The sequence below is a fragment of the Lacinutrix sp. Bg11-31 genome, assembly GCF_002831665.1.
Lineage (GTDB): Bacteria > Bacteroidota > Bacteroidia > Flavobacteriales > Flavobacteriaceae > Lacinutrix.
In genome coordinates this window covers 1,898,686-1,912,329 of record NZ_CP025118.1, presented here as the reverse complement: position 1 = coordinate 1,912,329, position 13,644 = coordinate 1,898,686, and the positions used below count along the sequence as shown (strand labels likewise).

9 protein-coding genes and 1 pseudogene are annotated in these 13,644 nt (G+C 32.1%); 6 read left to right on the top strand and 4 right to left on the bottom strand.

Features of this window, described 5'->3' with window-relative positions; all coding sequences use genetic code 11:
* The first annotated feature begins 302 nt into the window (after window positions 1-302).
* Window positions 303-1,313 (top strand): 3-oxoacyl-ACP synthase III family protein, encoded by a 1,011-nt coding sequence (locus CW733_RS08625; protein ID WP_100996811.1) that lies wholly within the window; start codon window positions 303-305, stop codon window positions 1,311-1,313.
* Window positions 1,314-2,263: 950 nt separating this feature from the next.
* On the opposite strand, the gene CW733_RS08620 is transcribed toward CW733_RS08625, so the two are convergent.
* Entirely contained in the window at window positions 2,264-4,741 is a 2,478-nt protein-coding gene (locus CW733_RS08620) for an outer membrane beta-barrel family protein (protein WP_100996810.1), read from the bottom strand.
* 171 nt (window positions 4,742-4,912) lie between these two features.
* On the opposite strand from CW733_RS08620, the gene CW733_RS08615 reads away from it, so the two are divergent.
* Entirely contained in the window at window positions 4,913-5,275 is a 363-nt protein-coding gene (locus CW733_RS08615; protein ID WP_100996809.1) for a CoA-binding protein, read from the top strand.
* Here the strand turns inward: CW733_RS08615 and CW733_RS08610 are convergent.
* Window positions 5,259-6,746, bottom strand: coding sequence for a sodium:solute symporter (locus tag CW733_RS08610; RefSeq protein WP_100996808.1), 1,488 nt, complete (start codon window positions 6,744-6,746; stop codon window positions 5,259-5,261). The two genes, CW733_RS08615 and CW733_RS08610, sit on opposite strands and share 17 nt — an antisense overlap.
* Before the next feature lie 330 nt (window positions 6,747-7,076).
* Here CW733_RS08610 and recR point away from each other — a divergent pair, with 330 nt between their 5' ends.
* From recR to CW733_RS08590, 4 genes are all read left to right on the top strand, one after another.
* A complete protein-coding gene (recR, locus tag CW733_RS08605; protein WP_100996807.1) occupies window positions 7,077-7,694 on the top strand; it encodes a recombination mediator RecR in 618 nt (205 codons plus the stop codon).
* Window positions 7,695-7,700: 6 nt separating this feature from the next.
* Window positions 7,701-8,798 carry a glycosyltransferase family 2 protein gene (locus CW733_RS08600; protein WP_100998748.1) on the top strand — a complete coding sequence of 366 codons (1,098 nt, stop codon included), beginning with the start codon at window positions 7,701-7,703 and terminating at the stop codon, window positions 8,796-8,798.
* Window positions 8,799-8,912: 114 nt separating this feature from the next.
* Window positions 8,913-10,238 (top strand): dihydrolipoamide acetyltransferase family protein, encoded by a 1,326-nt coding sequence (locus CW733_RS08595; protein WP_100996806.1) that lies wholly within the window; start codon window positions 8,913-8,915, stop codon window positions 10,236-10,238.
* Between the two features lie 495 nt (window positions 10,239-10,733).
* The gene (locus CW733_RS08590) at window positions 10,734-12,008 is read left to right on the top strand and encodes an ice-binding family protein (RefSeq protein WP_100996805.1); all 1,275 of its coding nucleotides are present in this window, start codon (window positions 10,734-10,736) and stop codon (window positions 12,006-12,008) included.
* A gap of 144 nt (window positions 12,009-12,152) precedes the next feature.
* Here the strand turns inward: CW733_RS08590 and CW733_RS08585 are convergent, their stop codons facing one another.
* Entirely contained in the window at window positions 12,153-12,752 is a 600-nt protein-coding gene (locus CW733_RS08585; protein ID WP_100996804.1) for a GNAT family N-acetyltransferase, read from the bottom strand.
* Window positions 12,753-12,887: 135 nt separating this feature from the next.
* Window positions 12,888-13,607, bottom strand: a pseudogene (locus CW733_RS08580) (3-ketoacyl-ACP reductase).
* Between the last annotated feature and the right edge of the window lie 37 nt (window positions 13,608-13,644).

Genomic DNA, 13,644 nt, shown 5'->3' with positions numbered 1-13,644 from the left:
GCGAAAAGTGTATCGAGAAGTTCTCAGGATATCTTTACTTAAAACTCTAACTCAAACTAACGTGTTTAACATTATTAATTTCTTTAGTATTGAACAGTCAACAAAAATGCCAATTAGTAAAAAGTGACAAAGTGTCAATTTTAATTTAACAGCTTCATTAAAATCGATTTATTATGCATGCATAATGAATTAAAACAAATTTAAGATAGATGATAACTGAAAAACTTAAATTGCACTACAAATTATAGTAATAATATAGTCTTGAGATTTCCGTTTTCACGGAAGTAAAAAAACAGCATTTTATGTACAATTCAAAAATAATAGGACTAGGTAAATACGTCCCAGATAATGTAGTAACCAACGCAGATCTATCTAAAATGATGGATACTAATGATGAGTGGATTACCGAACGTACAGGTATAAAAGAACGTCGTTGGGTAAAAGAAGGTTCTGGAGATACAACTGCAACAATGGGAGTAAAGGCTGCCAAACAAGCTATTGAACGTTCAGGAATAGATAAAGACGATATCGATTTTATAATTTTTGCAACTTTAAGTCCAGATATGTATTTTCCTGGACCAGGAGTACAAGTACAACACGCTTTAGATATTAAAACGGTTGGAGCATTAGATGTTAGAAATCAATGTTCTGGTTTTGTTTATGCTATTTCTGTAGCAGATAACTTTATAAAAACTGGAATGTATAAAAATATTCTTGTTATTGGTAGCGAATTACATTCTCATGGATTAGATAAAACCACTAGAGGAAGAGGTGTAACCGTTATTTTTGGAGATGGAGCAGGAGCTGCAATTTTAACTAGAGAAGAAGATAACACAAAAGGAATATTATCTACACATTTACATTCTCAAGGAGAACATGCTGAGGAATTAGTACTTGTTGCACCAGGAATGGGAAAACGTTGGGTAAATGATATTATAGCAGATAACGATCCTAATGACGAAAGTTATTTTCCACACATGAATGGACAGTTTGTATTTAAAAATGCAGTCGTTCGTTTTAGTGAAGTAATTATGGAAGGTTTAGCCAAAAATAATCTTGATAAAGATGCTATTGATATGTTGATTCCGCATCAAGCGAATTTACGTATAGCACAATTTATTCAAAGAAAATTTGGGTTAACAGACGACCAAGTATTTAATAACATCCAAAAATACGGAAACACTACAGCTGCTTCTATTCCAATTGCTTTATGTGAAGCTTGGGAAGAAGGAAAAATTAAAGAAGGAGATAATGTGGTTTTAGCTGCCTTTGGGAGTGGATTTACTTGGGGAAGTGTTATTATTAAATGGTAAACTCATTAACGAACTGTCATTGCGAGGAGCTTTTTAGTGACGTGGCAATCTCTTAATACGGGCTAAAAGATTAAATAATAAACGGTCTGTAATTGCGTACTTGATACGGAATCCATAATAAAAATTATAATTGAAAATTATTGTTATTTCTGCGAAGTCAGGAATCCAATTTTAAAATGAGATAATATTAATAAGATTCCTGCCTTCGCAGGAATGACATAAGTGTACTAGAGATAAAAAATTAAAAATCCCAATGCGTCAACATTGGGATTTTTGCTATTAATAATGAAAACTTAACTATTTGGCGAATTTTAAAGTGGAAGACTAATTCAAATTTAACTATTCGTTTTTCTAAGTTGTGTTATACTTTAGATGTGTCTTTTCTATTTTCATTGCATTAGAAATTAGACTTTAACATAGTTTAACATTAATATAGAATTTTAAATAGAAATCCCAATGCGTCAACATTGGGATTTCTTGCTATTAATCATATAAACTTAACGTGTTTACGAACGTTTTAATGGAAGACTAATTCAAATAAATGTTTCGTTAACTATGTTGTGTTTCTATATAGACGTTTAAATTTTAATTTTATTACACTGATAATCAGTATTTAACATGTTTTTAACATTGACGGCGTATATTTTTATTAAAAAAAAATCCTGAAACATAAGTCTCAGGATTTTATCGCTATTAACCAACTCTATATCGATTAGAAAATCGGATTAAAGAATTAATCGCCGCAAATGTACGATGGTTTAACGTAAATAGTACGTTTTAAAATTTTAATATTTATTTAACTTTTTTTAAAAGCTATTTGAGAGATAAAAATCAAAAACCCAAAACTGATCAAGTTTTGGGTTTTCTTATTTAATAACCTTGTATAACACTAACCATTAACTATTAATAAGGTTATTAAAACACTAATTAGTATTCTTAAAATCTATCTTCTATAAAAATCCACCTCCAGATTTTTCATTGTTATCTCTGTTTTTTCTAGATTTTGCTTGGTATTTTCCGCCTCCAAATCTGTAAGATAAACCAGCAAAAATCGTTTGGCTTTCCCAATTAAAGGCACCTACTTGTTTGTAAGGTCTGTTTCCTGTGAAACCAAATTCTTGTGTTCCAAATACATCGTTAAAATTTAAACTAAAAGATCCTTTACCATCTGCAAAATCATGTCTTGCACCTAGATTTACAAAATACATTGGTTCACTTTTAAATTGTAAATCTTCGGCAGAACCACGGTAAAAAGCGAAAGCAGATAAGCTAATCTTTTTTGTAACTTTAAAATTGTTGAATACTCTAAAGTTGTATGCGAAATTATCAACTTCAACCACATTTGTTTGGATATCGTCTAAAGTTGCCGTTTCTAAGGGAGCGTCAAGTATTTCTGTAATTCCATTTTGTGTTTGCATGTAAGCATCAAAACTAGCATTTAAACTCCACCATTTTGTAGGTCTGTAATTACTTGATAATTCCAAACCATAAGCAGCAGTATCATCATAATTATTATGTGTTAAAATTTGACGACCAGAAGTAACATCTGTTCTGTCTATAGTAATACCTTGGTTAATTTCATCTTGTATTGCACGATAGAAAACACCTGCTGTAACACTTCCTGCTTTTAATTGTCTAGTATAATTTAACTCTATAGAGTTTGTAAACTGTGGTTCTAAGTTTTGATTTCCAAAAGAAGATATTAAAGGCGTGCTCCATTCTCTAATAGGATTTATTTGTCCTATTCCAGGTCTGTCTACGCGACGACTAAAACTTAATTGGTAAGCGTTTTTTTCTGAAGGAGAATACGTAAAGAAAGCAGAAGGATAAACTTCAAAATAATCATTATCGAAAGCTATTAAGCTTGTTTCGTTTGTAGCTTCAGTAGATAAAGCATCCGCATTTACTTTTACATTTTCTGCACGTAAACCAATTTGGTACGTCCATTTCTCAAAAGTTTTGCCATAAGTAGCATAAGCAGAATAAATATCTCTTGAGTAATCGAAAATTGTACTTGGTGTTGGTTTAAAAACACCCATGTTATTTAGTGAAATTCCAGTAGAATTATAATCTATATTGGTATTAAACAAACGCGCTTGTACTCCAATTTCTAGTTTTACAGAGTCGCTTAACGGGTTCACATAGTCTAAATTTACAGTAGTGCTTTCTCTATCTGTAGTTACAAAATCTAAGTAATTGTCTAAGTCTACAGCTCCAGAAAACCTAAAATCGGCATCTTCTTGCTGGTCAAAAACATTATAATCTACTTCCAACTCTAGGTTAGAACCTTCTTTTGCTAATTCTAATTTGTAATCAAAATTGTATTGCGACGAGTTATTATCGTTTTTACTATCGAAAACTTGATATTGGTTTAGGCTTGGCATATCATAAAACAAAGCATCAGTTGTACCTTTGTTTTTCGCATCTGTAATACTTTGATTAGTAAAAAATGAAACAGTATTCTTTTCATTTAAATAGAAATCAACTCCAGCTTTAAATAAATGATTTTTATTATTGTCTTTAAAAGCAAAAGCCTGTTCAGAGTTGTTTGCTGGCCTACTTATTAAACCGCTATTGTCGTTGTAAGAAATGTTATTGCCATAATTACCGTAGAAATTTAATTTTCCATTACGGTAATTCATATCTATAGAACTATTAAATTTAGCATTGTCTTGGTAGTTTAAGCCTAGATTAATGTTTCCATTAAAACCAATTTTTATATTTTTTTTTAGGATAATATTTATTAATCCACTCATGCCTTCTGGATTATACTTTGCAGACGGATTTGTAATTAATTCAATACTTTTAATAGAAGTAGAAGGAATTTGTTTTAACAATTGCGCTGCAGGAACATTAGACAGTTTTCCATCCACCATAACACGTACATTAGCATTTCCTCTTAAGCTAACAGCTCCAGATTGAGAATCGACACTTACGCTTGGTAAGTTGTTCATTATATCGCTTGCAGTTGGACCAGATGTTGTTAAGTCTTTACCAATAGTAATAACTTTTCTGTCTACTTTTTGTTGTATAGTTGAGACTTCGGCAGTAAGTTCTACTTCGTCTAGGCTAGTTGCAGCTTCGTAAATTTTTACTTCACCAAAATCTATTTTATTGTTTTTTCGGTCTATAGTTATTTCTCTGCTTACAGTTTTGTATCCTAAATATTCGATACTTACTTTAGAGGTGCCTTCGGGAATATTATCCATGTAAAAACTACCATCGTCTTTAGTAATACCGCCTGTAATAATTTTGTCGTTGAGTTCGCGAATAACGACATTTACATATGGTAAGGGTTTGTTTAATATTCCGTCTAAAACAGTACCAGTAATAATACCAGTTTTAAATGTGGGTAATTGCTTTGTTGAAGTTTGCGCTTGAACTAATGTGGTTACTAGTAACAAGCAAAGGAAGATAATTTTTTTCATTTGATTGATTGATTGATTGATTGATTGATTGATTGATTGATTGATTTTTTGTTTTGGTATTAATATTAAGACGACCAATTTTATATTGTGTTACTGTTTTTAACAAACGTTAACATTGTTTTAACAAAAAGGTGTTTTCGCTTTCGCGGAATTGCCTCAAAATAAATTGATATGAATAAAAAGACATTAGTAATAGGAGCATCAACAAAACTACAGCGTTATTCTAACATGGCTATGCGAAAACTAACAAACTACAGCCATGAAACAGTGGCTTTTGGTTTACGAGAAGGAGTAGAGCATGGTGTTACATTAGATACAGAGTTAAAGCCTTATAAGAATATAGATACGGTTACTTTATATCTAAACCCAAAAAGACAAGAACAGTATTACGAGTACATTGTGTCTTTAAATCCGAAGCGTGTTATTTTTAATCCAGGCACAGAGAATCCTGAATTTTATACTATTTTAAAAGAAAACGATATTGAATTTGAAGTTGCTTGTACTTTGGTTTTATTATCTACAAATCAGTATTAGAAGTTTCTTTCTTAGAAATTATTAGTAAGCCTAAAAAGGTAACCAGCCCATTTAATGGTAGTATTTCCCAATGAAAAGCATAACTGCCAATAAAACTATCTGGGAAAGTTGCTGGAGCTAACGTTATTAAATAAGTAATTACAATAGATGCTAAACCAATAACCCAAGCTAATTGATCTTTAATGCTTCTTTTGGTTAAAATTCCAAAGGCAAAAAGACCCAGTAAAGGACCATAAGTAAATGTTGCAAATTTAAAGAGGTTACTTACTACGCTACCTTCTAAAGAGTTGAAGATAACTACAACAACAATTAGTACTAAAGAAACGATAATATGTACCTTTTTACGCAAAGGTTTTTGCTCTACTAGCGGTCGTTTTTCAATGTTTAAAAAATCTACAGAAAAAGAGGTTGTTAAAGAGGTTAAAGCGGAATCTGCGCTACTATAAGCAGCAGCAATTAATCCAATAATAAAGGTAATGGCTAAGCCTTTGCCAAGACCTTGATTCATTGCTATTTCTGGAAATAATAAATCTGTTCTAGTAACTCCGTTTAATTCTGGAATTTTAACACTAAACTGTTCCGCATATATAAATAATAAAGCACCAAGTGTTAAGAATACAAGGTTTACAATAACCAATAAAACCGACATGGATAACATGTTCTTTTTAGATTCGTTTGCGTTTTTGCAGGTTAAGTTTTTTTGCATCATGTCTTGATCTAAACCAGTCATCGCAATCGTAATAAAAATACCACCAATAAAATATTTCCAGAAATTTATTTTACTATTAATATCGTCGAAAAAGAAAATCTGACTCTTACTTTTAAACGTTTCTTTGGCAAATGTTTCGGCTAAAGTCCAATCGAGTTTGTTTAAAATTAAAACAATGGCAACAATAACAGAAGTTAACATGGCAACGGTTTGCAGAGTGTCTGTCCAGATAATCGTTTTAATTCCTCCTTTGTTAGTGTACAGCCAAATCAATAATATAGAAATAACCACAGTTACCCAAAACGGAACACCTAAACTTTCAAATACAATATATTGCATGGCAAGTGCAACTAAATATAATCTAAAAGAAGCTCCAGTAACTCTAGAAAGTAAAAAGAAAAAAGCACCAGTTTTATAACTTACTTTACCAAAACGCTCTTCTAAATACTGATAAATAGACGTTACATTTAAACGATAGTACAAAGGCACTAAAACAAACGAAACCACCAAGTATCCAACAAAAAAGCCAAAAACACCTTGCATATAAGCAAACTGCTGTCCAGCAATTAAACCAGGAACAGAAATAAAGGTAACTCCAGAGAGTGATGCGCCAATCATTCCAAAAGCAACTAAGTACCAAGGAGCAGATTTATTTGCTTTAAAAAAAGCAGCGTTTGTATCTTCTTTTCCTGTAAAATATGAGATTAATATAAGCACGCCAAAATAGGCTGCAATTAGTAGTAGTATTTGAGTTGCTGACATGTAGGTGGTTTTCTGAGAGCCAAAATACGGAAAAGTTACAAGTGCTTATAGTTTGAAAGTGTTTAAAGTTAAAAAACTGCGAATAGTGAAGTAAAAAAAAATCGAGTGAACTCTGTAAATCTCTGTGAAAATTCTGCGAATCTCTAGGTAATAACATCCAGAGTAATCATTCGTGATAATTAGTGAAATCCGTGTCTAAAAATGCCAGAGTAATCCCATAGAAATTAGTAGTAACTAGTGAAATTCGTGTCAAACAAAACTACAAGAGTCATCAAATATAGATTAGTGAAAATTAGTGAAATTCGTGGCTAAGTTATAAATTAGCACTCTATGGAATTCTCTTCAAAACTTTTAGAAAATGCAGTTAACGAAATCTCGCAATTACCAGGTATTGGTAAGCGTACAGCATTGCGTTTGGCATTACATTTACTAAAACAACCCAAAGAGCAAACGCTAAATTTGTCTAATGCATTATCACATATGCGAGAAGATTTAAAATTCTGTAAATCGTGTCACAATATAAGCGATGTAGAATTATGCGAAATTTGCTCAAATCCGTTAAGAAAAGACGATATTATTTGTGTGGTCGAAGATGTTCGCGATGTTATGGCAATAGAAAACACAGCATCTCATAAAGGATTATATCACGTTTTAGGAGGTAAAATTAATCCTATAGAAGGTATTGGTCCTCACGATTTAAATATTGTGAGTTTAGTAGAAAAAGTAAGAACTGGAAATATAAAAGAACTCATTTTTGCATTGAGTCCAACTATGGAAGGCGACACAACTAATTTCTATATCTTTAAACAACTAAACGGTTTAGAAGTCGAAACATCAACAATTGCGAGAGGGATTTCGGTTGGCGATGAATTAGAATATGCCGATGAGATTACACTTGGACGCAGTATATTAAACCGTATTCCGTTTGAAGCTTCACTAAAATACTAATTGCATTTGCAACTTTCTATAATCATATTAAACTACAACGTACACTACTTTTTACAGTTGTGCTTGCAAAGCGTGGAAGCTGCTATTCAAGGTTTAGATGCCGAAATTATTGTAATCGATAACAACTCTCAAGATGATAGTTGTGCAATGGTAAAAAAGAAATTTCCAAATGTAAAACTTATAGAAAATAAAGAGAACTCTGGTTTTTCTAAAGGTAATAATATTGGTGTTAAGCAAGCAAAAGGCGAATACCTTTGCATACTAAATCCAGACACAGTTGTTGAAGAAAATACTTTTAAAACACTTTTGGCTTTCGCCGAAAAACAAAAGAGTCTCGGAATCGTTGGTTGTAAATTAATCGATGGCAACGGAAATTATTTACCAGAAAGTAAACGTAATGTTCCTGTAACCAAAATTGCAATTAATAAAGCGTTAGGGAATTCTAAACACTATTACGCAAACCATTTAAAAGAAAGTGAAATTGGTAAAGTAGATGTATTTGTTGGTGCTTTTATGTTACTAAAACGTAGTGTTTATAACGAAGTTAAAGGTTTCGACGAAGATTACTTTATGTATGGAGAAGACATAGATTTAAGTTACAAGATAAAAAAAGCAGGATATCAAAGTTTCTATTTTGGAGAAACTTCAGTTATCCATTATAAAGGAGAAAGTACCTTAAAAGACAAAACCTATGCGAAGCGTTTTTATGGTGCAATGCAAATTTTCTATAAAAAACATTTTAAAAGTAATATTGTTTTCGATGCTTTAGTGTTTTTAGGAATACAATCTGCAAGATTATTTGGAGGTAAAGCTTCAGTTGAAAAACTAAATTTCGAGAACTATACTTTGGTTTCGAATACAAAAAATGAAGCATTAAAGAGTAAACTATCGAAACCCGTAAAACAAGTTTCTAATCTTTCTGAAATAAAAGATAGAACTCAAGTTATTTTCGATGTTAATTGCATTAGTTTTCAAGAGATTATTCAGCAAATGGAAACTTCAGAAAAAAATAAAAATATATCATTCAAAATACTTCCAAAAAACGCTAATTTTATACTTGGAAGTCATTCCTCTAAAAGTAGAGGAGAGCTGGTACACTTTTAAGTATCATAGTATTAGAATAATAGAATTTAAAATTATATTGAATAGTCAGGTAAATAGACTATTTTTTAGTAATTTTGCATTCTAAAATTATAAAAAGACACATTTTTTATTAATATGGCAAGATTTGAACTAAAATTACCGAAAATGGGAGAAAGTGTTGCTGAGGCAACAATTACTTCATGGTTAAAAGAGGTTGGTGATACTATAGAACAAGATGAAGCAATCTTAGAAATTGCAACAGATAAAGTAGATAGCGAAGTGCCAAGTGAAGTAGATGGCGTTTTAGTAGAAATACTTTTTAATGTAGACGATGTTGTTCAAGTTGGGCAAATTATCGCTGTAATTGAAACAGAAGGTGAAGGTAATGCTTCTGCCGAAGCTCAAAAAACACAAGAAGTTGTAGAAGAGAAAACAGCTCCTGCTGTTGCAGATGTAGCACAAACAGTTGTTGCTGCTCAAGAAACTGCTGCACCAATTAGTTCTAATGGAGAACGTTTTTATTCGCCATTAGTAAAAAATATGGCTAAAGCCGAAGGTATTGCACAAGCAGAATTAGATACTATTCCTGGTTCTGGGAAAGATAGCCGTGTTACCAAAGCAGATATGCAAGCATATTTAAAAACTAGAGGTTCGCAACCAGTTCAAGCTATTGCTGCTCCAGTTACTCAAGCTGCTAAAGCTCCTGTAAAAACAGTAGCTAAAAAAACAGCTGCTCCAGTTATGGCTGCAGAAGGTGATGAAATTATAGAAATGACCAGAATGGGCAAAATTATTGCACATCACATGGTAGAAAGTGTGCAAACTAGTGCACACGTTCAAAGTTTTATAGAGGCAGATGTTACTAATATCTGGAATTGGAGAAAGAAAATGAAGGATGTGTTTATGAAACGAGAAGGCGAAAACCTTACGTTTACACCAATCTTTATGGAAGCTATTGCAAAAGCATTACGCGATTTCCCAATGATGAATATTTCTCTACAAGGCGATACAATCGTTAAAAAGAAAAATATTAACCTTGGTATGGCTGCTGCATTAGGTAACGGAAACTTAATAGTGCCAGTTATTAAAAATGCAGACCAGCTTAATTTAGTTGGTATGACGAAAGCTGTTAACGATTTAGCAGGTAGAGCAAGGGATAATAAATTAAAGCCAGACGATATTCAAGGTGGAACGTATACGGTAACTAACGTTGGTACGTTTGGTAGTATTATGGGAACACCAATTATTAATCAACCACAAGTAGGGATATTAGCTTTAGGTGCAATACGTAAAGTACCTGCTGTTATAGAAACTCCAGATGGCGATTTTATTGGTATTCGTTATAGAATGTTCTTATCGCACTCTTACGATCACAGAGTGGTAAATGGTGCACTTGGAGGTCAATTTGTTAAAGCAGTAAAAGATTATTTAGAGGCTTGGGATGTTAATCGTGAGATTTAAAATTATTTATTTATGTCATTCAGGGTATTCCGAATATATTTGGAGTCGAAGAATCTCATAAAGCATTCTAAATAGTAAAAAGATAGTAAAGCGAAAAGCACAGTTTTTATAACTGTGCTTTTTTTTGTTTTATAGTAAAGGTTTTTTGTTGTAGTACTTACTCTTTAAGCAAATCTTAAGGAATTGATTTAAAGTTAGTAAATTAAGTCTTTTATGTTGTGTTAATGTATTATAGTTTACATTAGCACCAATAAATCTATAGGTTTCATTAGAAATTTAGAACTACTCTGTTAAAACAACCAACTCAAACTGATTGGTTCCTGTTAATCTATAGCATTTTTATTTTTCTGTTTTATTTTATATTAACATTATTTTTAATTCACTTTCTTAATCCGTTCAGTTTCGGAGTACCCTTTAATTTATTATAACAAATCTTATTTATAGAGGTATAAATTATACTGAACTTAATTTGTTTAACACAAAAAAAACACATTTATGAAACCTACTTTCAATCATTTTTTAATTTCGTTTGTTTTATTATTTTCAATTAGTCTAAATGCTCAGGTTGGTATAGGAACCGAGGTGCCAGATGATTCCTCTATGTTAGATGTTTTTTCTGTTGAGAAAGGATTCTTAATGCCAAGATTAACGACAACCGAAAGAGATAATATGGTGTTGCCAGCGAATGGTTTAATGATTTATAATACATCTTATAATGATGGACAATTAAACACAGGAACTCCTTTAAATCCTATTTGGGTAGGTGTAAAAGGGTATGATGAGCCTACTGTTGGTTCTGTAGTTTTTGATGATATTATTAGTACCATATCTACAAGTAGTTTATTGGTGCCAGGTATGACAGTGTCTCCTCAAGTAGGTACCTTTCTTGTATTGTTTAATGCTCAGCAAAACAATTTAGAAGGATCATCATCATTTAGTAGTAGTCAAGCTATTATTGATATGGACCAAGTTTATCAAGATTTAACAGCTATGCCAGGAGGTGTGCCTCATGCTGCTGTTTTTACAGGAGGAGAAGTCTTGTCTCCTGGCGTCTACGATGTTGCAGGAGCAGCATCGATTGGAGGGGGTGTTCTTACTCTTGATGGAGGAGGGGATTCAGATTCTGTATTTATTATTAGAAGCACTGGAGCATTTACTACTGCAGCGACTTCAAGTGTAGTTTTAATTAATGGAGCAACTTCTAATAATGTATTTTGGATGTCTCAGGCAGCTATGTCTACTGCTTCAGGAGCTGCGATGAAAGGAACTTTAGTTTCTTTAGCCGGAGCTATTTCATTAGGCGCTAGTTCAAGTCTAGAGGGAAGAATGTTTACAAAGTCTGGAGCTGTAAGTATAGCGGCAAGTTGTATTGTTACAGTTCCATTGGGTGACTCGTTTATTGATTTAGGAGTTCTTTCTACACTTGCAATGTGGAGCTCTAATGGAGCAATTTCAGATACGGCAACTTCTTCGATTACTGGAGATGTTGGAACAGGATTGGGAGCTATAACAATAGTAGGTACACATTTTGGAGCGGAGTACTCTCCTGGGACAATGTCTGGAGATGCTACAACTTATAGTATATATCAAAATGGATTTGAGGTCGTTAATTCTAGTAGAATAATTAAATTGAACAGTTCAGTTGTTTCTCTACAAGCAATGATTACTACTCTTGCAATTGGAGAATCTATAGAGGTGCGTTGGAAGGTAAATGGTGGTGAATCGATACTTAATAATAGAGTATTGTCGCTAATTCGTTCTGTTTATTAATTATTTAGCATTTTTGAAAAGCAGAAATTAAGTTCGACTATTTTTTTAACATAGTCAAGCCAGTTTAAACACAAAAAGCACAGTTATAAACTGTGCTTTTTGTGTTTTATTAAATGTTTTAATTTTTTTACAATATACTTGTTCTTAATAAACTAAAAACTCAGGAAAAATTTCATCTTTTAAAGCCTGCCATTCGTCTTTTATTATACTATAATAAATATCGGTTCTGCTGTCTCCACTTGGTGCGACGTTGTTATTTCTAAAAACACCTTCTTTTTGCGCTCCTAGTTTTTCTACTGCTCTTTGCGCTTTTATGTTTTTGCTATCGACACTAAATTGTATTCTTTTAAACCCAATAGTTTCAAACCCAAATTGTAATAATTCATGCTTAGCAGCTTTGTTTAGTCCTGTGCCTTGAAAATCTGTTCCAAACCAAGTCCAACCAATCTCACATTTTTTATTTGCAGCATCTACGTTTCCGTACCTTGTACAACCTGCAACTTTATTAGTTTCTTTATCGATAATTAAAAAAGGATAGCAAAGACGGTTGTTTTTGTCCTTAATCGTTTTTGCTATATAGTTTTTTAAACCTTGTTCATTATTTATGTTCGATCCCATAAATTCCCAAATTTCTTTATCGAAAATTATGTCTTTAAGTTCTTCATTTCTTTCATCGGTAAAAGGAAGAAGTAAGACTCTATCGTTTTCAAGTTGAATATTTGATTTTAGAATTTTTATTTTCATGTCTTAAAACTGTTGTCAATGTTTTTATTCCCGAAATTTCGAGATTAAACGAAGGTCGACTATTTTTTTTGATAAAGTGAGTCTTGCTTAAATATCTAAAATAAACGTTTCTCTATTATTTAATAAATAATAAAATTATGGATTTGTAGACCATAATGCTACACTTTTTAACATAGCTCTTCTAGGTAACTTTAAACCTGCAACTACAAGCTCTGCAAAATCTTCTGGTTGTAAAACACTGTCTTGAGAGTCTTTATCTGCAATACCTAATTATACAGACATGTCAGACGCTATTGTGCTTGGTGTTAATGTGCAAACTCTAATATTGTTTTTACGTACTTCTTTCATTAAAGATTCCGACATTCCTATTACTGCAAATTTAGAAGCAGAATAGGCAGAAGTAGTGGCATTTCCGTTTAATCCAGCAGTAGAAGATACGTTAATAATATCACCTTCATTTTTTTCTATTAAATAAGGTAAAACCTCTTTAGTTACATAATACATTCCCATAAGATTGGTTTGTATAATTTGGCTCCATTGTTTAACATCCATATCGTTAAACGAACCAAAGGCAGCAATTCCAGCATTATTTACTAAAATATCTACAGTACCAAATGTGTTTATTATATTTTTTATACCAGTTTTTACTTCTTCGTAATTACTAACATCAAAAACAGAATAGGTAGCATTAATTCCAAGCGATTCTAATTCTAAAACGGTTTCTTTTAAAACGGTTTCATTTCTTCCTGTTATAGCCACGTCTATTCCTTCCTTTGCAAAAGCAATGGCTGTCGCTTTTCCTAATCCTCTTCCGCCTCCAGTAATTATTGCTTTTTTACTTTTTAAATCTTTCATTTATTAAATCTTATTATTTTTGAGGTGTATATTTTCA

Coding starts and splice junctions, on each gene's coding strand:
- CW733_RS08625 (WP_100996811.1), top strand. CDS start 303: ATGTACAATTCAAAAATAATAGGACTAGGTAAATACGTCCCAGATAAT.
- CW733_RS08620 (WP_100996810.1), bottom strand. CDS start 4,741: ATGAAAAAAATTATCTTCCTTTGCTTGTTACTAGTAACCACATTAGTT.
- CW733_RS08615 (WP_100996809.1), top strand. CDS start 4,913: ATGAATAAAAAGACATTAGTAATAGGAGCATCAACAAAACTACAGCGT.
- CW733_RS08610 (WP_100996808.1), bottom strand. CDS start 6,746: ATGTCAGCAACTCAAATACTACTACTAATTGCAGCCTATTTTGGCGTG.
- recR (WP_100996807.1), top strand. CDS start 7,077: ATGGAATTCTCTTCAAAACTTTTAGAAAATGCAGTTAACGAAATCTCG.
- CW733_RS08595 (WP_100996806.1), top strand. CDS start 8,913: ATGGCAAGATTTGAACTAAAATTACCGAAAATGGGAGAAAGTGTTGCT.
- CW733_RS08590 (WP_100996805.1), top strand. CDS start 10,734: ATGAAACCTACTTTCAATCATTTTTTAATTTCGTTTGTTTTATTATTT.
- CW733_RS08585 (WP_100996804.1), bottom strand. CDS start 12,752: ATGAAAATAAAAATTCTAAAATCAAATATTCAACTTGAAAACGATAGA.